The following is a 20,684-nucleotide window of genomic DNA, read 5'->3' as shown; positions in this document are numbered from 1 at the left end:
GATCCATCAGGTCGGTATGGTCATCCAGACGTTGATGGTGAGCGACCAGGTGCCGTTGGGCGGGTCCACCAGTGAGCGTTCGTCCTGCCGGGTGTGCAGGCTCATCACCCGCGTCGCCGGGCCGTACGCCATGAGCTGCTCGGGCTCGGCGGCGAGCAGCACGGGCACGCGGCCCGTACGGCGGACGGCCTCGGCCAGGCGCAGCACGTCGGCCTGGAGCGGCACGTCGGACTTCTGGGGAAAGACCACCCGGGCCGCCGGGAGCCCGCACTGGCCGCGGACGACCTGCGTCAGCCGGTCGCCGGTGACCCGTTCGACGATGAGCACCGAGGCGTTCGCCGGGATCGCCCGGCACAGGCCCGCCACCGCGGCGGCCTCCCCCCGGTTGACCGGCGTGAACGCGGTGCCGATCGACGTGATCGCCGGCGGGACCACGAGCAGCAGCGCCCCCGCCGCGACGGCGACCCGTGAGCGAGCCGGGCCGGCGGCGAACCAGCGCGTACGCGCGAGCCTTTCCGGGAGCCTTTCCGAGAGCCACCCCGTGAGCCGGCGCAGCCCCCAGACGGCGAGCAGCACCAGGCCGGGGATGACGACCGGCACCAGCCTGCGCGAGGCGAAGGGGTGGTCGGGGGTGATCGCGGGACGCCAGAGCGTCGTCACCGTCGTCCACCCGATCACCGCCAGCGGCAGCAGCCAGCCGAACTCCGCCGCATTCGTCAGGCCGCCCCTCATCAGGCGGCGCACGAGCACGGCCGCCGCCAGGGTGGCCAGCACGACGGCGGGAATCCCGACGTACCAGAAGACCCAGTCGAGGGAGTGCTCGTAGTAGAGCCGGGACGAGTCCTTCGCAAGGCCGTTGGCGATCTGCGTCTTCTCGATGAAGTCGGCCGTGAGCCGGTCCTCGGGCGTGACCGCGTAACGGCGCACGGTCTGCGCCCAGGGCCGTACGGCGAAGCCGGCCATGACCAGCACGACCAGGGCCGCGGCGACGTTCGGCAGCCACCCCGCCTTGGGGAGACGGCGGGCGCGGACGGCGATCCAGGGCGCGAGAGCCGTACCGGCGGCCGTGAGCACGACGACGACCGCGCAGATCGCGAGCAGGGGGACGAGCGAGCCCGACAGATACTCCAGGTAGGGCCGGGCGAGGACATAGCCGCCGGTGAACCCCCACGCGCCGCCCACGACCAGGCCGATCAGCAGGGGCACGCCCAGCCGTCCCTCGGGGAAGGGCCTCTCGCGGGGAATCCGCCGCAGCGCGACGAGCATCCCGGCGAAGGCGAGCACGGGCAGCACGTCACGCAGGCCGTCGATGCGCACCAGCAGCGCCAGCCCGAACGACAGCCCCGCGAGCGCGGCGGACGGGAAACCCGCGCCGGGCAGCGCCGCTCCGAGCCGGGCACGGGCGTCGAGCAGCAGGTTCATCCCGCCGAACAGCAGGATCAGCGAGGGGATCTCGCTGAACGTCGTCCGCGACGTGTAGAGGATCGGCAGGCTGATCGCGAACACGAGCGCGGCGAGGGGCGCCCAGCGCGTGCCCACGAGCCGCGCGGCCGTCCCGGCGACGGTGAGCACCGCGAGCGCGCCCAGCACGGGCGGCACGAGCAGCAGGCCGGGGACGCCGCCGAGCCAGTGGCCGATCGCGTAGGTCATCGGCGGCCCGGCCATGAACTGGGGGACGATCCCGTCGCCCGTCATGTAGACGCCCATGCTGTCGAAGCGGAGCGCGGGATCGGGGCCGCCGAAGTCGCCCACCGGGATCGGCAGCGAGCCGTGCCGGGCGAGCCAGACGGCATACTGCGCGTAGGTCGACGGGTCGCGCCGGACGATCAGCTGCTCGCCGTGCAGGAGCCCGTTGAACACCCCCGAGCCGAGCGCCACGGCGAATGTCGCGGCCGTGGCCCACCGGTGCGGCGGGGCGGCGGTCCCGGGCAGGCGGCGCAGGCCGCACACGCACAGCAGGAGGGCGGTTGCGCCGCCGAGCAGCGCCATCGGCAGCGGCCGGAACCACCCGAGCAGCAGCAGCGGCAGCCCGGCGAGCAGCCACCCGCTCAGCGCGAGCGCGGGCACGACGGAGGCGGCCGCGAGCGTCCTGCCCGCCGCCTCCTGCTCGGACGGCAGCCGTGTGCGGCCGCGTGGGCGGCCGGATCTGTTCACTGGGATGCCCCCGAGATTAGCGGCCCCCACGCCTTCACCGGGAAGATCGTCCGCTGCGCGCGTCGCGGTTGTCCACAGGGGCGTGCTCAGCTCGCACGGGGGGTCGTACGGAGCCGGTAGCGTACGCCGGGAGGCAGGCAGGGGGCATATGAGGGTGTCGGACAGCCGGGGCTCGGCGCCCTGGCCCGGGTGGGACGGGCCCCGGCACGCGCGTCCCGAGCCTGCCCGGTCCGGCGAGCCGCCGTCCCCGGGGCCGATGAGCCGGGTCCGCGAGCGTCTGGCGCCCCGCGATCCGATGCACCCCGTGGCCTGGGCGCGTACGGAGCTTCGCGGGTGGGCGCGCAGGCACCGGTGGTTCCTCGTGGTCTTCGGGCTGGGGGCGCTCCTGCGGCTGGTGACCACGCTCGGCTACCGGCCCGCGTTGTGGTTCCCCGACTCCTACACCTACGTCGTCACGGCCATGCGGCCGAGGCCCGACCTCGTCCGCCCGGCCGGCTACTCGATGTTCCTCCGGCTGTTGGAGGCCTTCCACAGCTTCGCCCTGGTCGTGACCGTGCAACACGTGCTGGGGCTGCTCGTCGGCGTGATGCTCTACGTGACCGTCCTGCGGCGCGGCGGCCCTCGGTGGGCGGCCGTCCTGGCCTGCGTCCCGGTGCTGCTCGACGCGTACCAGATCGAGCTGGAGCACCTGCTCGTCTCCGACACGCTGTTCACGTTCCTGGTCGTGGGGGCGGTGTGCCTGGCCATGCGCCGCACGCTGACGCCGCGCTCGGCCGCCGCGCTCGGCCTCGTGCTGGCCGCCGCCATGCTGACCAGGACCGTCGGGCTGCCGCTGATCGCCGTCTTCGCGCTCCTCCTGCTCGCCTACGGCGTGCGCCGCGCGGCCGAGGGCGCCCGCCCGGGCAGGGTGGTGGCCCGGCTCACCGTGCCGTTCCTGGTCGCCGCGCTCCTGCCGGTCGCCGGCTACGCGGGCTGGTTCTACGCGACCTACCAGCGCGTCGGGCTGGTCGGCTCCAACGGCGTCTTCCTCTACGCCCGCACGATGGCGTTCGCCGACTGTTCGGTGATGAAGCCGCCGCCCGACCTCGCCGTGTTGTGCGACCCCCGGCCTCCGGCGTCCCGGCCGGCGTCGCAGGAGTACATCTGGAACGCCGAATCCCCGCTCGTGCGGTTGCCCGGCATCACGTTCACCAAGGAGACCGACACCCTTGCCGGGAGGTTCGCCTCGCTCGCGATCCGCAGCCAGCCGCTCGACTACCTCCGCGGCATGCTGACCGAGCTCGGCAGGTCGTTCACGCTCGGCAGGCCCGTCTATCCGGACCCCGAGACGTACGGGTATTACGAGTTCCCCGCGACCGTGCCGCCGTCGCCCGGCCGGCACCCCGCGCTCGTCGGCAAGGAGTTCGCGCAGCGTTACGAGCAGGGACCCATCACGGTGGACGTCGTCGAGCCGTTCGCCGGCGTGATGCGGGCCTATCAGGACGTCGTACGGCTGCCGGGGACGGCGCTGCTGGTCATCCTCCTGGTGCCCCCTGCCGCCCGGGCCGTACGGGCCCGGTGGTGGCCCGGCGCGGCGCGAGCCCGATGGTCGCCGAGTGCGGCGCGGACGCGGCGGCCGCCCGCGCACCGCGCACCCTCGGAGGGGGCACCCTCGAACGCGGCACCCTCGGACGGGGCCGTCGCAAGCCGGGCCCATGGGGCCGCCTCGAATTGGGGCGTCGCCTGGGCGACCGCGTGGGCGCTGCTGCTCGTCCCGCCCGCCACGGCCCAGTTCGACTACCGCTACGTCCTGCCCGCGGCGCCGCTCGCCTGTCTGGCCGCCGCCCTGTCCGTCCGGGCATCCCGGACCGGACATGACCCGCTGAGCTGACCAAACAACGTCTGAAACATCAAATCCCGGTAAAGGGAAACTCAATGTCATACCCATAATGTCGGTGTTTAGTATGCTCTGCCCCTGGATCAGGGGGACGTGGCACGCCGTGATCGCGGCCCGGATCCTCCCAATCGCGGCGCCCGCAGACGCTCCAGTGACCTAACCTCGGAGCGCCACGTGATCGCCAGGCAAGGAGGACAAGTGTGCGAGCGAACCAGTAATCCTGCCGGCCCCTCGCCCACTCGTCCGGCCGCCCTACCAGGCCGTACACCCGCCTGCCTGGCGGGCCTGCGATGAGCGAGCACAGGCGCGTCGGCGCGCGTTCCGGCCGTCCGCCGGCTCCGGCAGACCAGAGAGTCTGGGGTCCCCAGGAAGACGGCGCGTACGACGGCGCCTTCGAGGCTCCCCGCGGCCGCAGAGGGGCTCCCGGACCCGCCGGATACGCCGACGTGCCGGTGGCCACCGCCCCCGCGGGCTACGCGGAGATGCCGGGGAGACGAGGCCGGCAGCGACCGCCCGAAGACGACTACCCGCCGGAGGCGTACGACGGGGGAGGACGCCGCAGAGGCGGGCGGCGCGCCGAGCCGCCCGAGCCCTTCTTCGAGCCCGGTGATCCCCTCTACGAGGATGAGGAGCCGCCGCGGCGGCGCGGCCGCAGGCGTGGCGGCGACGATGACGGCTACGGCCCGCCCCCCACCGCCCCGAGCCGCGCCTCAGGAGGCGGCGGCGACCTCCCCCCGGACGACAAGCCGTCCCGCCGGCGCGGAGGCGGCGGGGGCGGTGGCCGGTCCGGCCTGGGGATCGGCGGCTGGATCAGCGTGGTGCTCACATGTGTGATGGTCATCGGCACGCTGACGGCCTACAAGGTCTATCGGAGCACGATCGGCCTGATCAACAGAGGCGCGTCCACCGACGACCTCGACAAGAACCGCCCCGTCAACGAGACCGGCGCGATCAACGTGCTGCTCGTGGGCTCCGACACCCGCGCGGGTGACAACAAGAAGTACGGCCAGCACCTGGTCAACGACGGCGAGCGCACCGACACGATCATGCTGCTGCACGTGTCGCCCAACCGCGACGGGGCGACGTTGCTCAGCTTCCCCTGCGACTCCATGGTGATGATCCCGGCCTGCTACAACAGGAACAAGACGCTCGTCCCTGCGCACCTCGGGATGATCAACTCCGCGTTCTCCGACGGCGGGATGATCTGCACGCGCCGCACGATCGAGACCCTCACCGGGATCCGCGTCCATCACTACGTGAAGGTGGACTTCACCGGCTTCAAGAACATCGTGAACGCGCTCGGCGGCATCGAGATCTGCCTGCCGCAGGCCGTCAACGACAAGAAGGCGAAGCTCGCCCTGCCGGCCGGCAGGCAGATCGTGAAGGGCGAGGCGGCGCTCGGCTACGTGCGGCTGCGCTACGGCCTCGGCGACGGCAGCGACATCTCCCGCATCAAGCGCCAGCAGGTCTTCATCTCGCAGGTCGTGAAGAAGGCGACCAGCAGCGCCCTGCTCACCGACGTCGGCAAGCTGCAGAACTTCATCGCCGCCGCGGCGAAGTCCGTCACGATGGACGACGCGCTCAACACCGAGGAGCTCATCAAGATCGCGCAGAGCGCGCAGAAGCTCTCGGCGAAGGGCTTCAAGGCCACCACCGTGCCGTGGGAGCCGTACGTCGCCGACAAGAACCGCGTCCAGTGGAAGCAGCCGGCTGCGGGCAACCTCTTCAAGGCCATCGCGAACGACACCGAGGTCACCCCGACCGCGAGCGCCACCCCGAGCGCGGCCGCCTCGCCGTCCGGCCCCGTGGTGACCAAGCCGCAGCAGGTCAAGGTGCAGGTGTTCAACGGCACCAACACCCCCGGACGGGCCAAGGAGGTCGCCGAGGAGCTGTCCGCGCTCGGCTTCAACGTCGTCGGCGTCGGCGACGCGAAGAGGCCCGACGGCACCGACCAGCCGAAGACCATGGTCCGCTACACCGGTCAGGGCTGGAACTACTCGAAGATGCTGGTCGGCAAGCTGCTCAACCCCGTCAGCCCGGAGACCGGCAAGGTGGCGAGCGGCCCGGTCACGCCGTTCACGCCGTCCTCGCCCCCGCCGGACGCGCCCAAGGGCAAGGTGCGCGGTCCGATCATCCAGCTCGTCGTCGGCGCCGACTGGAAGGGCGTCCGCTCGCCCATCGAGCTGGGCGACAACGCCGTCACCGCCGACACCAACCCCTGCGCGAGCTGACCCGCGTCACGGCCGGGCCGGGGCTCCTGCGTCCTCTATGGGGGCGAAGGGCCCCGGCCCGTTCCGTTTCCAGCGGTCTGACAACGAAGTCCACACAAGCCACAAGAGCTTCGTTCGACCCCAGAGGCGACATCAGCGTTCAAGAACGTTAGGGTGAACACCTGGCGGACGCGCCCTGTTCGCCCGTTCGGGCTGATGCGCCGGGGCGCCTTCGCTAGTGTCCGAAAGGACGCGGCGACGCTACGCCATGCGTGGCCGTTCCCCCGAGCCTCCCAACAGATAGCTGAGCGTTTCTCCCGTGAGTGACTCCCGCCATCACGCCCCGGTTCCCGGATCTCCGCAAGGCAACGACCCCGACGCCGAAGAGGCTCCCACCGGAGTGATAAGCCGCATCACCGGGGAGTGGCCCGCTCCGGACGGCGGCGGCCTGCCGCGGCGGGAGCCGAAGACCGCGGGCGGTCCGGAAGCGGAGCAGCATGGGCACGGGCGTCACGAGAGCGGCCTTCGGGCGCCCGGCGACGAGAGCGGCGGCGGGAGGGCCCCAGGCAGCGCGGGCAGCGCGGGCAGCGCGGGCAGCGCGGGCAGCGCGAATGGCGCCGCCGAAGCGGGGAGCGCCGGGGGCCCCGCGCCGGCCGGTTCCACACCGGTCGCCTCCTCGTCGTACGAGAAGCCGCCGCTGCCGGTGCGCAAGCCGGGGAGCACAGGGGCCGCTCCCCTCGCCGCCCCGACCCCCACTGCCTCCACCCCAAGCGCTTCGACACCCGGCACGTCCACAGCGGGCACGTCCACACCGGGCACGTCCACACCGGGCGACAAGCCGCCCCTGCCCGTACGGAAGCCGCGCCAGCCGGGCGCCTCCCGCCTGGGGATGCCGCCCGCGTCCGCCCCGCAGCCGGAGGGCTTCGACTACTTCTCCACGGGCCGGGGCCCGGATCGTAAGGACACGGCTCATCAAGGCGCGGAGCATTCCGCCTCGCCCACGGGCGCCGCCGACGGTCCCACGGCGTGGCCGCAGGCGTTCCCGGAGAACGGCCCCCGCAACCTCGCGGACGCGTTCCCTGCCGCCGCCCGGCGCTCGCCCGCCGCCGGACCACTGGCAGGCCCAGGAGCACACGGTTCAGGAGCACACGGCCCAGGAGCACAGGGCGGCCCCGACGCCCCCACGCCGCCCTTCGGCGAGCCCCCGGCCTTCCCCACTCCGGCCTTCGGCGCCGGGCCCGAGACGGCGGGAACGCGCTTCGGCGGCTTCCCCGAACCCCCTGGCTTTCCGGAACCACCCGGCTTCCCCGAACCTCCCGGCTTCCCGGAGCCACCGCCGGCGGCCGCCGGACGGACGGCGAACCCCTTCCTCGACACTCCCCCGTCGGGCACCGGCCCGTCCGGCGCCGGCCCGGCCGTGACCCCGGACGGCCCCTTCGGCGCCGCGCCGTATGCGCCGGCCCCCGCGTGGCCAGGCCAGGACGCCGACCCCGCCCAGTGGGACCCCTGGCGGCGCTCCCAGGACGGCCCCGGCGGCGCGAACGACCCCCGCCAGACCGGCCCCCTCGGCAAGCCGCTGCGCGCCCCGCTGCCCGCCTGGGCCGAGGCGGCGCCCGCCCGGCCGGACGACCCGTCCGCCCGCGGCGCGGGGTGGCGTGACGGCACGGAGGGCGCGCCAGAGCGCGTGCCCCGGGGCAAGAAGCCGCGTGACCCCTACCTGGACAACGTGAAGTTCGTCGGCATCGCCCTGGTGCCGATCGGGCACTCGCTGGTCCCGACGCTGGCGGCCGACTCCTCGCGGGCGGCGTACCTGTTCATCTACGTCTTCCACATGCCGCTGTTCGTCATCATCAGCGGTTACCTGTCCAGGAACTTCTGGAACTCCAACGCGAAGACCAACAAGCTCGTCGACACGTTCCTCGTGCCGTACGTGATCGTCGAGCTGGGGTACGCCGTGCTGCGCACCGCCTTCGGGCACAAGTTCAGCATCACGATCACGGACCCCGCCTGGTTGAACTGGTATCTGCTCGCGCTGTTGTTCTGGCGGCTGTCCACACCCGTGTGGAAGCGGATGAAGTACCCGTTCATCATCTCGATCGTCGTCTACCTGTTCGCCGGGTTCTCCCAGCTCTCCGGCGACTTCAGCATGGACCGCTTCTTCGGCCTCATGCCGTTCTTCGTCCTCGGTCTCGTGCTCAAGCCGGAGGTCTTCGACTTCCTCAAGCAGCGCTGGGTGATGGTGCTGTCGGCGATCGTGCTGCTGGGCGCCGCGGCTGTCGCGATCTTCCTGGTGAAGAACTACTCGATCAAGCTCGGCCCGATCTACTACAAGAACAGCTACAAGGACCTCCACCTGGTCTGGTGGAAGGGCATGATGCTGCGGACGGCCCTGCTGGTGGCCGCGCTGGCCATGTCGGCGGCCGTGATGTCGCTGATCCCCCGGCGCCAGACGTGGTTCACCGACCTCGGCACCCGCACGCTCTACTGCTACCTGCTGCACGGCGTGCCGGTGATGATCGCCAAGGAGATGGGCTGGCTCAGCTTCTCCTGGCTGCACGGCCCGCTCGGCGTGGCGGCCATCGCGTGCTCCTGCTTCGCGCTGGCCATCGTGCTGTGCCTGCCGATCACCCGTACGGCGTTCAAGTGGCTGCTCGAACCCCGGCTGACCTGGCTGTACCGGAGGCCGAGCGCGCGGCCGGCCCAGCCGGCGAGCACCGGAAGTTAAGCGGCATTTCGAGGAGCATTTACCCGGCACATCCGGTCATTTCGGACGGTGCGGTCAGCCTTCCTGCATGAGGGTATGCGTCGGCACGACAGTCCATCATCCCGAGGACGCCCGGATCACTCACCGCCAGATCCGGGCGCTGCTCGACGCCGGTCACGAGGTCACCTTCGTCGCGCCGTTCACCCACTGCAACGTGACGCCGCGGCCGGGCATCCGGGCCGTCGACGTGCCGAGGGCCGTGGGCCTGCGCCGCGGCAAGGCGCTGCGGGCCGCCGCCTCCGCCCTGCGCACGGCGGCCCGAGACGCCGACCTGCTGCTCGTGCACGACATCGAGCTGCTGCTCGCGCTGCCGCGCAGGCGGCCCCCCACGGTCTGGGACGTCCACGAGGACACGATCGGGGCGCTCGACGCCAAGACGTACCTGCCGGGGCCGGTGCGGAGCGTCCTGCCGCCGCTGATCCGCGCGATCGAGAGCCGGGCGGAGCGGCGCGTCCATCTGATCCTCGCCGAGGAGTCCTACCGTGCGCGCTTCCCCGGCGCGCATCCCGTGGTGCCCGACCACACGTACGTGCCGCCCTCGCCGCCCCCGCCGCCGGGGGACCACCGGATCGTCTACGTGGGCCACATCTCCCTCGCGCGCGGCGCGGCCGAGATGGTGGAGGTCGCCCGGCGGCTCCGGCCGTACGGCATCCGGCTCGACCTGATCGGGCCCGCCGACGCCGAGGTGCGTCCGATGCTGCGCGACGCGCAGCGCGCGGGGCTGCTCGACTGGTTCGGGTACGTCCCCAACAACCACGCGCTGCGGATGGCCGAGGGCGCCCTGGCCGGGCTGTCCCTGCTGCACGACGCGCCGCACCGTCGACCGTCCACGCCCACGAAGGTCGTCGAGTACATGTCCCGCGGCGTCCCCGTCGTGACGACCCCGCTGCAAGGCGCGGCGTCACTGGTCGGACGGGTCGGCTGCGGGACGATCGTCCCGTTCGGCGAGGTCGGCGCGGTGGCCGGCGCGGTCGTGCGGTGCGTGCTCCGCCTGCGCGAGGACGCCGAACGGCGTGCCGCTATGGGCGCCCGGGGCTACGTCGAGGCGCTCTACCACTACCATTGGCCGGCCGTGGCCGGCGAGTTCGTCGCCCTGCTGGAGCGGTGGGCCCAGGCTCCGGACACGGTCCCGGCCCTGAGCCCGAGCCGTACGGTCCCGGCCTGATGCCCTATCCCGGCTCCCGCACCTGACGCAGGCGCCGGTCGAGGAAGGCCCGCTCCGAGGCGTTCCGGGTGCGGGTGATCGCCGCCTCGTACGCCCGCGCGGCCTCCCCGGCCCGGCCGAGCCGCCGCAGCAGGTCGGCCCTGACGGCGTGGAACAGGTGATAGCCGTCCAGGTCGAGGTCGTCCACGAGGGCGAGCGCGGCCTGCGGCCCGTCCACCTCGGCCACCGCGACGGCGCGGTTCAGGGCGACGACCGGGTTGGGGGCGAGGGCGAGCAGGTGGTCGTACAGGCTCAGGATCTGCCGCCAGTCCGTGGCGGCGGCGATCGGCGCGTCGGCGTGGACCGCGTTGATCGCCGCCTGGATCTGGTAGGGCCCCGGCCGGCCGCGCCGCAGGCACACCCGCACGATGTCCTGACCTTCGGCGACGAGCGCGCGGTCCCACCGGCCGCGGTCCTGCTCCGGCAGCGGCACGAGGTCGCCCGCCGGGGTGGTGCGGGCGTCGCGGCGGGCGTGGACGAGCAGCATGAGCGCGAGCAGCCCCATGACCTCCGGCTCGCCGGGCATCAGCGCCGCCAGCAGGCGACCGAGCCTGACGGCCTCCGCGCACAGGTCCTCGCGGGCCAGCCGGTCGCCCGCGCTCGCCGTGTGCCCTTCGTTGAAGATCAGGTAGACGACGGCGAGCACGGCCCTGAGGCGGTCGGGCAGATCGGCCTCCCGTGGGACGCGGTACGGGATCCCCGCGTCGCGGATCTTGGCCTTGGCCCGGACCAGCCGCTGGGCCATGGTCGGCTCGGGGACCAGGAACGCCCGCGCGATCTCGGCCGTGGTGAGGCCGCCGAGCAGGCGCAGCGTCAGCGCGACCCGGGCGGCCGGGGCGAGCGCGGGATGGCAGCAGGTGAAGATCAGACGGAGCCGGTCGTCGTGCACGGGGCCCTCCTCGTCGGCCGGTTCGTCGTCGGCGCCGCCGGGGGCGTGCAGCAGGACCGCCCGCGCCTGCTTGTCCGCGCGCTGGGACTCCCGCCGGTGGCGGTCGATCACCCGGTTGCGGGCGGTCGTGATGATCCAGCCGGCCGGGCTGGGCGGCGGCCCGTCGCGCGGCCAGCGCCGCACCGCCTCGGCGAACGCGTCCTGCACCGCCTCCTCCGCGACGTCGATGTCGCCGAAGTGGCGGACCAGGACCGCGACGGCCCGGCCGTACTCCTCGCGGAACACCCGCTCGATGTCGGGGTCCCTACCTCCGGTCGTCATCGCCCTCCACGACGCCCGCGAAGGGGCGCACCTCGACCGGGAGCGTGGTCGCGCGGGCGAGCCTGCGCCCCCATTCGAGCGCCGCGTCGAGGTCGGGCGCCTTGATGATCGTCAGGCCGCCGACGTGCTCCTTGCCCTCGGTGTACGGGCCGTCGGTGACGAGCTCCTCCCCGTCGCGCACCCGCACCACGGTCGCCGTGCCCGGATCGTGCAGCCCGCCGGAGAAGACCCACGCCCCCGCGGCGCGCAGGTCCTCGTTGAGGACCGCCAGATCCCGCATGATCGGCTCCAGGACCTCCGGCGGGGGCGTCCCGCCGTCAGGCTGCTGGATGCTGAGCAGATAGTGCCTCATGGCCTCGTACACCTCTCCGGTGAGGCCCGCCCGGCGCGGGCCCGTTCACCTTCTACACGACCGGCCGCCCCGCGAATCGACATCAGGACTGGCACAACCTTGCCGCCGTACGGCTGTCGCCCGGCCGCCCGGCTTGCTGTACTTGGAGCATGGCAAGCCATCTCGTCCAGGGTCGCAGGGTCGAGACGCCGGTGGAGGTCCGCGACGCGTCGGTCTGCCTCGCCGCCTACCTGGTGCGGGCCGACGCGGCCCGCGCGGTCCTCGCGTACTCCAGGATGGACGTCACCGAGGTCCTGCCGGGCAAGGCCCTGTGCTCGCTGGTGTTCGTCCGCTACCAAGATTCCGATCTCGGCTCCTACAACGAGTTCGGCGTCACCTTCCTCGTACGGCCGGACGGCGCGGGCCCCCCGCCGAGACCTGGGCTCCTGGCCGGGTTGAAGGACCTGCGCGGGGCGGGATCGGGCGCCTTCGTCCACTGGCTGCCGGTCGACCAGGCGTTCACCCTGGAGGCCGGGCGGACCATCTGGGGCTTTCCCAAGGAGCTGGCCGACGTGGACCTGCGGCTCGGCTCGCCGTACAAGCGGTGCCTGCTGCGGCGGGACGGCCGCATGGTCGTCGACCTGCTGCTCAGGCCCGGCATCCGGGCGACGCCCGCGCCGCTGCTCGGCGAGGGCCTGCCCGTGCCGGACGCCTACGCCCACCTGGACGGGGTCACCCGCCGCATCCCCTGGACGGCCCGCGCGCGGGGCGTCCGCTGGCGGCCGGGCGGCGCGCTCATCCGCCTGGGCAACCACCCGATCGCCAAGGAGCTGAGCGAGCTCGGCCTGCCCCGGCGGGCCCTGATGACGGCCACCGCCGAGCACGTGTCGATGACCTTCCAGGAGCCCGGACCGGCGTGACGCCCCCGCGTGCCGCGTCCGGCACCCTCACTCGCCCTGACGCCGGCCGTCCGCCTCGGCCTGGGGCACCTCGCCACGGGTCGGCTGATGGCCGCAGGAGCAGTGCTCCGCGTCCGAGGGGGCGCCGGTATCCGGGGGACGGGCGTCCGCGAGCGCAGGCAGCTGGGCCGCCAGCCGGTCGACCTTCTCGCTCAGCGCCCTGATCTCGTTCATGACCGCGGTGTGCTGCTCCAGCTCCAGCTCCTGGTCCTCCTTCCAGCGCTGGGCGTTCACCTCCGCCTCCATCGCGGAAACGATCACGCCGATGAGCAGGTTGAGCACGAAGAACGCCGTGATCACGATGAACGTGGCGAAGAAGATCCAGGCCAGCGGCTCCTTGGTCATCACGTCCTCGGCCACCTGCGGCCAGCCCTCGACCGTGAGCACCGTGAACATGGTGAACAGCGACCGCCCGAGGTCGCCGAAGTAGCGCGGGGCCACTTCGTGGAAGAGCTGCTCGCCGATCACGGACGCCGTGTAGAGCGACAGCAGCAGGAGGACCACGGCGGAGGCCAGCCCCGGCAGCGCCGCGAACAGCGCCGAGACGACCCGCCGCATGCCCGGCACCACGGAGATCAGCCGCAGGACCCGCAGGAACCGGAAGAGCCGCAGGATCGACACCGACTCCGAGGCCGGCACGAGGGCCATCCCGACGATGACCAGGTCGAACCAGTTCCACGGGTCACGGAAGAACGCCTTTCCGTGTACGGCGATCCGCAGGATGATCTCGACGACGAAAACGGCGAGGATGGCCCGGTCGATCACGAGGAAGACCGTGGCGTGTCGGTCGGCCAGCTCGTGCGACGTCTCCAGCCCGAGCGCGAGCCCGTTCAGCGCGATGACGGCGATGACCGCACGTTGGAAGACCGGAGAGTCGACGAAGACACGGAGCCGCTCGCGCTGGAAGGGCAATCCCACACTCCAAGATCAGACAGCGTGAACGCCCGAAATCCTACAGTTTGCTCCTGACCGCCGTTCCCGAGGAACGTCGGCAGCGCGATCCGCACTGCTTTGATCGACTTTGTGCGGTGCCGCGCTCCGGACGCCGGGGGCGCTACCGTCGGAGAGCCGTCGAGGGAAAGGTGCCCATGAAGCCCGCAGACCCGTCCGTCCCGCCCGTCCGCCGTCTCGGTCTCGCGGACCTGCCGCACTGCCTCGACCTGGCGCACGACCGCTCCTGGCCGCGGGAGGAGCGCAAGTGGCGGCTCCTGCTGGAGAACGGCGAGGGCTTCGGCGTCGACGCCCCGGACGGCCGCGGGCTGGCGGGGACGGTCGTCCTCACCCGGTACGGCACGACGGCCGCCGCCGTCGGCATGATGCTGGTGGCCTCCCGCTATGGCGGGCGAGGGCTGGGACGCCGTCTGCTGGAGCACGTCCTCGCGGAGGCCGGCGACGCGACCCTGTTCCTGTGCGCGACGGAGTATGGCCGGCCCCTGTACGAGAAGCTGGGCTTCGAGACGGTCGGCGTGGTCGAGGCCCGGGTCGGCCGCTTCGACGCCGGCGACGGCCCGTACGGCGAGGCGGGTGCCGGCCGGAACGCCACGCGGCTCGCCGAGCCCGAGCGGGACCTGGCCGCGCTGTGCGCCCTCGACATCGAGGTCTTCGGGGCCGGCCGATCGCGCCTGCTGGCCCGCCTGTTCACCTTCGCCGAGCAGGTCAGGGTCGTCGAGCGGGACGGCGAGATCACCGGCTACGGGGCGGCCTGGCGGAGCGGCGACCGGCTGTTCGTCGGGCCGGTCGTCGCGGAGGACGACGCGACCGTGCGGGCCCTCGTCACCGGCCTGGCCCGGGGGTCGGACGCGCGGATCAGGATCGACCTCCACCGCCGCCACGAGGAGCTGACCTCGTGGTTCGCCGGACGTGGGCTGGCGCGGTCCTCCACGACGTCCTTCATGGTCCACGGCGGCAGGCCGCTCCCCGGCGACCGGTCCCGTCTCGTCGCCTCGTTCATGTCGGCGCTCGGTTGACGACCCGGCCGCTCGTCCAGACCTAGACGATGGGCGGACGGCCGAGGCGGAGCATGCGCCAGGCGGTGCGCCAGGCCATGGGACGGCGCTCGCCCGCCGGCTCGCGCAGCCCCTCGAAGAAGCCGCGGAACCACGCCTTGATCGCGGGCATCGAACGTTCGCGTACGAGCGTGAGCACGACCCAGTTGAGCAGGTAGAACATCGCGAGCGGCCACGGCAGGTTGCGCCGGGCCAGCCAGACCCGGTTGCGGGCGTTCAGCCGGTAGAAGTCCGTGTGCCGCGACGGCAGCACCAGCGGGTGGTACATGACCGGCTCGGCGTCATACTCGATGCGGTAGCCCTCGCCCAGCAGGCGCCAGGCGAGGTCGGTCTCCTCGTGGGCGTAGAAGAACTTCTCCGGCAATCCGCCGACCTGGAGGAACGCCGACTTGCGGATCGCGCAGGCACCGCCGAGGAAGGTCGTCACCGGCGACGACCGCTCGGGGTCGCCGGCTCGCAGGCGGGGCACGTGCCGCCGCTGCACCGAGCCGCCCTCGGGGTCCATCACCCGGAAGCTGATCACGGCGAGGTCGGGCTCGTGCGTGAACCGCTCGCGGACGTGCGCGGCGACCTTGGAGTTGGCATACCAGCCGTCGTCGTCCAGGAACAGGACGATGTCACCCGAGCACTCCTGAACGCCGCGGTTGCGCCCCTCGGGGATGCCCGCGTTGCGCTCCAGCCGTACGGTCTTGATCGTCGCGGCGGTGCCGGGCAGCGGCCGGGCGGTCAGCTCCGGGACGTCCGCGCCGTTCCCGACGATGACCACCTCGATGTCGCCGTCGATCTGGGTGAGCGCGGACTCCACCGCCCGGTCGAGCTCGGCGATCCTGTTGCCCATGGTGAGGATGACACAGGAGATTTTCACCGCGTCACTGCCTCGATGTGGGGCGCACTACACACGACTTCATGATCACCGAGTCTGTATGGCCGGGCAATCCGGAATCTGCCTGGTTTACCTTCGGACAAGGGTATCGGAACTGACACCAAACCCCTACCCAACCGTGAATGTACGCGGGACCCGGCACGCTCATGAGAGCCGCCGGGAGGCGAGGATGCTGACCAGGTGCAGCACGAGCTGGACGGCCGCGATGACCACGCAGGCGACCACGAGGATGCGGGTGGCGGAGAACCAGTTGTCGAGCACCGCCGCGACCACGACGATCAGCGACAGCTCGACGGCCTGGATCACCCGGTGGAACCGCAGCGCCGCCGCGGCCCTGCGGGCCAGCGCGAGGCGCGGTGAGACGAACTGCTGCGCCGCCGCCTCGGTGGTCGCCACCAGGCCCGACCGGGCACGGGCGACGTCGACCAGGTCGGTCTCCGACTTGATCAGGATCGCGCCGAGCGCCGCCGCCACGCCCATCACCGTGTACCAGTCGGGCAGGGTCTCCGAGGCCCGGAACCCCAGCCCGATCAGCAGGGCCGCCTCGGCGAAGTAGTGCCCGACCCGGTCGAGGTAGACCCCGGTGATGGAGGTCCGGCCGGTCCAGCGGGCCAGCTCCCCGTCGGAGCAGTCGAGCAGCAGGTAGACCTGGATGAGCAGGGCCGCGCCCAGCGCCGCCCAGAAGCCCGGGAGGGCGAGCACGGCGCCCGACGCCACCCCGCACAGGATCATCAGGCCGGTGACCTGGTTCGGCGAGATGGGGGTCTTGGCCAGCAGCCAGGTGGCGTAGATGGACAGGCGCCGCATGTACAGCAGGCCGGCCCAGTGCTCGCCGCTGCGGCGGTCCATGGTGGTCTGCGGCTGGGCGACCGCGCGAAGCTCAGCGACCGACGGCGCGGACATAGTCCTCAACTCTCCCCCGGACCTCGTGCTCCGACAGCCGGAGGTGCTCAAGGATGGTGTAGCGGCCGGGCCGGGTGCTGGGAGCCAGCATCACCGCGGCCGTGAACTGGTCGATCGTCAGGCCCACGTCGCCGGGGGCGACGGGCAGGCCGTGCCGCCTGAGGCAGCCGGTCACCTGGCCGAGCCGGTGCGCGTCCTGGCGGAGGAAGTAGCAGAACGCCGCGCCGATGCCGGCCAGCTCGCCGTGGTTGGAGGTGCCGGGGAATAGCTGGTCCACAGCATGAAGGATCTCATGATCGCCACCACTCGCCGGACGGCTTGACCCCGCGATGACCATCGACATCCCCGACAGGATCAGCGCCTCGGCGAGCACGGTCAGGAACGCGTCTGACTCGATCGAGTCCGGCCGGCCGAGCACGGCCTCGGCGGCGGTGCGCGACATGGAGATCGCCAGCCCGTCGATGGGCTCGCCCCGCTCGGTGTTGCCGAGCTGCCAGTCCTCGATGGCCGACAGGTTGCTGAGCACGTCGCCGATGCCGGACCGGACGAGCGGGGGCGGAGCGTCGTGGACGAACTCGAGGTCCACCATGATCGCCAGCGGCATCGGGACGCCGAACGAGCCCTTGCCGCCCTCGTGCACGAGCGAGGCCACCGGCGAGCAGATGCCGTCGTGCGACAGGTTGGTCGCGACGGCGACCATGGGGATGCCGGCGAGCGACGCGGCGTACTTGGTGGCGTCGATCGTCCTGCCGCCGCCGACGCCGATCACCGCCTCGTAGTTGCCCTTGCGCAGGTCCGCGCCGAGGGAGACGGCGGCGTCCACGGTGCCGTCCGCCACCCGGAGCACCTTGGCCTCACCCAGCGAAGGCGCGATGACCTCCGCGATGCGATCGCCCTGCCCGACGCCGACCGCGACCGCGACCCGGCCGGAGGTGGCCACCCTGCTGTCGGCGAGCAGGGTGCCGAGCTGCGCGATCGCGCCCCGCCGCACCTCCATGGTGAGAGGCGCGGGGAGCATCCTTGCCAGAATCGGCATGCGAACTCCTCAGAAGACCGCGGAAATCAGTAACGGCACGCGATCTCACGGGCCTTCGCGAGGTCGTCGTGGTTGTCCACCTCGACCCACTCGACCTTGCCGATCGGCGCGACGGCGATCTTCTCGCCGCGCTCGACCATCTCCTGATAGCCGTCCTCGTAGTAGAGCTGCGGGTCGCGCTCGAACGTGGCCTTGAGCGCGTCGGCGAGCCGCTCGGCCGCGCCCGGCCGGATCAGCGTGGCGCCGATGTACTCGCCGTACGCGTCGGCCGGGTCCATGAGCTTGGTGATCCGCTTCAGCCGGCCGTCCTCCAGGGTGACCTTCATCTCCTCGTCCGCCAGCGACTTCACGTCGTCGACGGCGAGCAGGATGTCGGAGGTGTTCTCGGCGGCCAGCAGGGTCCGCTCCACCGACACCGGGTGGACGGTGTCGCCGTTGACCAGCAACGCGCCCTGGGAGAAGTAGTCGCGGGCGCACCACAGCGAGTAGGCGTTGTTCCACTCCTCGGCCTTGTCATTGTGGACAAGCGTGAGCTTCACCCCGTGGCGCCGCTCCAGGTCGGCCTGCCGTTCCCGTACGGCCTGGGCCTGGTAGCCGACGATCACCACGACCTCGCGGAGGTCCACGGCCGCCAGGTTACGCAGAGCGATGTCGAGGATCGTGGTCTCACCGTCGACCGGCACCAGCGCCTTCGGCAGCGTGTCGGTGTACGGCCGCAGGCGACGTCCGGCCCCGGCGGCCAGCACCATTCCGAGCAATTTCCCGCACTCCTTGAGGTCGAGCGTCAGACAGTAACCCCAAAGGTTAGTTGGCTCGGCACCCCGATTGGGTAATCCACCGTTGGTCTGACGTTAATCCTGGGCCGCCGGTTCCACCGCCTCGTCCGGCGTGCGGGGGGCGGCGAGCCAGCAGGTCATGCTCTCCCAGGCGAACAGGCACCACAGGTAGAGCGCCAGCAGGACGAACACGACGGGCACCACGCCGAGCAGGCCGCCCAGGGCGACGACCAGCATCCGGCCGTCCCAGCCGAGTCCGGCGGTCGCCAGCCACGGCGGCGGATACACGTGCTGGCGCAGCCGATAGACCGTGTCGTAGTGGTGGAATGCCAGCGCGCCGAGCAGCGCGACGATGAGCACCGGCGGCACGGAGCGGGCGAACCCGGCCGAGGCGATGAAGCCATACTCGGTCAGCCGCAGGATCGGGGGCGCCAGCCAGTCGAGCCGCCCGTCGTGCCGGTGGGCGCTGCCCGCCCCGGCCAGCAGCAGGGCCACCGCCGGGGCGAAGACCGCGAAGTCGTCGGCCCCGGCGATGCCGAGCACCAGCAGCACGGCGGTCACGAAGGCCCCCGCGATCGCGGGCGGCAGCGGCGGGAGCTGCCCGGCCACGAGCAGCCCCATCGCCTTCGACAGCGGGCCGTCGTCGCGGTTGGCCACAACGACGCTGCGCGGCACCGGCGTCATGTGCACGGAGATCGCGCCCCGAGCCTTCCCACCGGCCTCCCGGGGACGACGACTCATGCGAAGGACCTCGCCATCCGCCCGGCGGCCGTGTAGGCCAGGGCCACCGCGCCCCAGCCCAGCAGCGCGAGGAACGTCACCCGCGCGTCGAACAGCGCGGCCGTCACCGAGATCAGCGCCATGCGCTCCCCAATCGGCAGGACGATCATCTTCTTCGCCCAGTAGGCCACGCCCCGCGCACCGCTCAGCGCGTCGAGCCGCCGCGACAGCGCCAGCACCGATCCCGTGCCCTTCGCGGCGGCGGCAGCGGGCGCCTCGTCCCAGGGCACGGCCATCGGACGCGGAGCCGCCGCCCGCAGGCCGGCCGCCCTGGCCCGGTCGGCCACCGCTCCCGCGTAGGAGAAGTCGACCATGTGGCGGACCGTCTGGAGGATCATCGCGCCCACCGCCAGGGCCCAGATCTCCCACGGCTCCCGGGAGCCCGCCACATATCCGGCCGCCAGGCCGACGTACACCAGGTATTCCTTGAGCCGGTCGCAGATCGCGTCGAGCCAGCTCCCGAGCGGGGAGAAACGGCGTGTGTATCGGGCGAGCTGCCCGTCCAGGCAGTCGAGCACGAACGACAGATAGAGCGCGACGGCGCCGACCACGAGCCCCGCCCGGCCGCCGTCCGAGAACCAGATCGCGGCGATGGCGGCGAAGGCGACCGAGATGCCGGTGACCGTGTTCGGAGTCAGGCCGAGACGGGCGGCCGGGCGGATGAGGTGGCGCGACCACGAGCTGACGCAGAAGGTGGTGAAGAAGCCGTCGCCGCTCTTCACCGCGGCGTCGAGCCGGGCCTGCGCCTCGTCGACGTCGGCCAGCTCGCGCACCGCGCGCTCGGCGGCCGGGCGCGTGCCGGCCCGCCCGCAGTGCAGGGTGTTCAGCGTGACGGCGTGCACCTGCACGCCCGCCCGCACCAGGCCCGTGAGCAGCAGCTCGGGCACCTCGCCGTCGCCGACCCGCCCGAGGTGGCGGCGCTGGGCCAGGTCGGCCAGGTCCTCGGCGATGTCGGCCAGCCCGGCCAGGTGGGCCTCCCCGACCTGGAGGACGCCGCGGAAGGTGCCGTTGGCCCATTCGACCTCGTGGAAGGACGTGCCCGCCGACACGACGCGGCCCCACTCCGTCCGTACGGGCGGACGCAGCGGGGCCGGGTCGCCACTGGCGACGAGCGCGCCGGTCGGGCGCGCGGGATGTTCGAGCAGCAGCGACAGCGCCTCGGTGTGCGCGACCACGTCGGCCGCCAGCACGGCGACGGGGGAGCTCGAGGCGCGGGCGGTCTTGGCCACGATCCGCAGGTCCTCGGCGAGCCCGTCGCTGACGCAGATCTGGTGGCGCGGGCCGCCCTCCGCACTCTTCTCCCACTCCCCCACCTGGGCGTCCTGGCTCCGGACCACGACCAGCACCTCGCGGACCGGCAGGGTGAGGAGCTGGGCGGTGAGCCGCTCCAGGAGGCTGCCCTCGGATCGGGCGCCGTCCGACCAGGGCAGCCCGGCGGCCGGCGAGGTCGCGAGGACGACCGCCACCGTCTCTGTGTCCCGTGACGTACCGGGCTTGCTCGGATCCGCCCCCATATGGAAACCCGTTTCACGTTGACCGCACGTGCTCACCTCGCAAAGTAACCGAGTGATCACAAGGTGGCAATCACCTTC

Annotated in this window: 16 protein-coding genes; 6 read left to right on the top strand and 10 right to left on the bottom strand. The window is 72.3% G+C overall.

The window, feature by feature from the left end; translation table 11 throughout:
- Positions 1-6: 6 nt before the first annotated feature.
- The gene (locus FLX08_RS27370; RefSeq protein ID WP_244312915.1) at positions 7-2,154 is read right to left on the bottom strand and encodes a hypothetical protein; all 2,148 of its coding nucleotides are present in this window, start codon (positions 2,152-2,154) and stop codon (positions 7-9) included.
- 256 nt (positions 2,155-2,410) lie between these two features.
- Here FLX08_RS27370 and FLX08_RS27365 point away from each other — a divergent pair, with 256 nt between their 5' ends.
- The 4 genes from FLX08_RS27365 to FLX08_RS27350 all read left to right on the top strand — a co-directional run bounded on the left by FLX08_RS27365 (position 2,411) and on the right by FLX08_RS27350 (position 10,169).
- The gene (locus tag FLX08_RS27365; RefSeq protein WP_208761692.1) at positions 2,411-4,024 is read left to right on the top strand and encodes a hypothetical protein; all 1,614 of its coding nucleotides are present in this window, start codon (positions 2,411-2,413) and stop codon (positions 4,022-4,024) included.
- Between the two features lie 296 nt (positions 4,025-4,320).
- On the top strand, positions 4,321-6,261 hold the full coding sequence (locus FLX08_RS27360) for an LCP family protein (RefSeq protein WP_244312914.1): 1,941 nt from the start codon (positions 4,321-4,323) through the stop codon (positions 6,259-6,261).
- 298 nt (positions 6,262-6,559) lie between these two features.
- Complete coding sequence (locus tag FLX08_RS27355) at positions 6,560-8,965, top strand: acyltransferase family protein (protein ID WP_142622814.1); 2,406 nt, start codon at positions 6,560-6,562, stop codon at positions 8,963-8,965.
- Between the two features lie 67 nt (positions 8,966-9,032).
- Positions 9,033-10,169 carry a glycosyltransferase gene (locus FLX08_RS27350; RefSeq protein WP_142622813.1) on the top strand — a complete coding sequence of 379 codons (1,137 nt, stop codon included), beginning with the start codon at positions 9,033-9,035 and terminating at the stop codon, positions 10,167-10,169.
- Between the two features lie 4 nt (positions 10,170-10,173).
- Here FLX08_RS27350 and FLX08_RS27345 read toward each other — a convergent pair whose 3' ends face one another.
- Entirely contained in the window at positions 10,174-11,418 is a 1,245-nt protein-coding gene (locus tag FLX08_RS27345) for an RNA polymerase sigma factor (RefSeq protein WP_142622811.1), read from the bottom strand.
- The gene (locus FLX08_RS27340; RefSeq protein ID WP_142622809.1) at positions 11,402-11,770 is read right to left on the bottom strand and encodes a YciI family protein; all 369 of its coding nucleotides are present in this window, start codon (positions 11,768-11,770) and stop codon (positions 11,402-11,404) included. The genes FLX08_RS27345 and FLX08_RS27340 overlap by 17 nt, the downstream gene beginning before the upstream one ends.
- Positions 11,771-11,919: 149 nt before the next feature.
- Here FLX08_RS27340 and FLX08_RS27335 point away from each other — a divergent pair, with 149 nt between their 5' ends.
- Complete coding sequence (locus FLX08_RS27335) at positions 11,920-12,669, top strand: acetoacetate decarboxylase family protein (protein WP_142622807.1); 750 nt, start codon at positions 11,920-11,922, stop codon at positions 12,667-12,669.
- A 27-nt stretch (positions 12,670-12,696) separates the two neighbouring features.
- Here FLX08_RS27335 and FLX08_RS27330 read toward each other — a convergent pair whose 3' ends face one another.
- Positions 12,697-13,626 carry an ion transporter gene (locus FLX08_RS27330; protein ID WP_208761691.1) on the bottom strand — a complete coding sequence of 310 codons (930 nt, stop codon included), beginning with the start codon at positions 13,624-13,626 and terminating at the stop codon, positions 12,697-12,699.
- A gap of 170 nt (positions 13,627-13,796) precedes the next feature.
- Here FLX08_RS27330 and FLX08_RS27325 point away from each other — a divergent pair, with 170 nt between their 5' ends.
- Positions 13,797-14,675 (top strand): GNAT family N-acetyltransferase, encoded by an 879-nt coding sequence (locus FLX08_RS27325; RefSeq protein ID WP_142622805.1) that lies wholly within the window; start codon positions 13,797-13,799, stop codon positions 14,673-14,675.
- A gap of 22 nt (positions 14,676-14,697) precedes the next feature.
- On the opposite strand, the gene FLX08_RS27320 is transcribed toward FLX08_RS27325, so the two are convergent.
- From FLX08_RS27320 to FLX08_RS27295, 6 genes are all read right to left on the bottom strand, one after another.
- On the bottom strand, positions 14,698-15,579 hold the full coding sequence (locus tag FLX08_RS27320; RefSeq protein WP_142622802.1) for a glycosyltransferase family 2 protein: 882 nt from the start codon (positions 15,577-15,579) through the stop codon (positions 14,698-14,700).
- 162 nt (positions 15,580-15,741) lie between these two features.
- Positions 15,742-16,500 carry a CDP-alcohol phosphatidyltransferase family protein gene (locus FLX08_RS27315; RefSeq protein WP_142622800.1) on the bottom strand — a complete coding sequence of 253 codons (759 nt, stop codon included), beginning with the start codon at positions 16,498-16,500 and terminating at the stop codon, positions 15,742-15,744.
- Positions 16,478-17,518, bottom strand: a complete 1,041-nt coding sequence (locus FLX08_RS27310) for an iron-containing alcohol dehydrogenase family protein (RefSeq protein ID WP_167530594.1) — start codon at positions 17,516-17,518, stop codon at positions 16,478-16,480. The genes FLX08_RS27315 and FLX08_RS27310 overlap by 23 nt, the downstream gene beginning before the upstream one ends.
- Before the next feature lie 44 nt (positions 17,519-17,562).
- On the bottom strand, positions 17,563-18,294 hold the full coding sequence (locus FLX08_RS27305; RefSeq protein ID WP_142622796.1) for a phosphocholine cytidylyltransferase family protein: 732 nt from the start codon (positions 18,292-18,294) through the stop codon (positions 17,563-17,565).
- A gap of 93 nt (positions 18,295-18,387) precedes the next feature.
- Complete coding sequence (locus FLX08_RS43030; protein WP_142622794.1) at positions 18,388-19,053, bottom strand: DUF5941 domain-containing protein; 666 nt, start codon at positions 19,051-19,053, stop codon at positions 18,388-18,390.
- On the bottom strand, positions 19,050-20,558 hold the full coding sequence (locus tag FLX08_RS27295) for a CDP-alcohol phosphatidyltransferase family protein (RefSeq protein ID WP_280117136.1): 1,509 nt from the start codon (positions 20,556-20,558) through the stop codon (positions 19,050-19,052). The genes FLX08_RS43030 and FLX08_RS27295 overlap by 4 nt, the downstream gene beginning before the upstream one ends.
- Between the last annotated feature and the right edge of the window lie 126 nt (positions 20,559-20,684).

Origin of the sequence: Microbispora hainanensis (assembly GCF_006874475.1) — a bacterium.
Lineage (GTDB): Bacteria > Actinomycetota > Actinomycetes > Streptosporangiales > Streptosporangiaceae > Microbispora > Microbispora hainanensis.
Note: the sequence above shows the minus strand (reverse complement) of the source record. Positions and strands in the feature narration are given on the sequence as shown.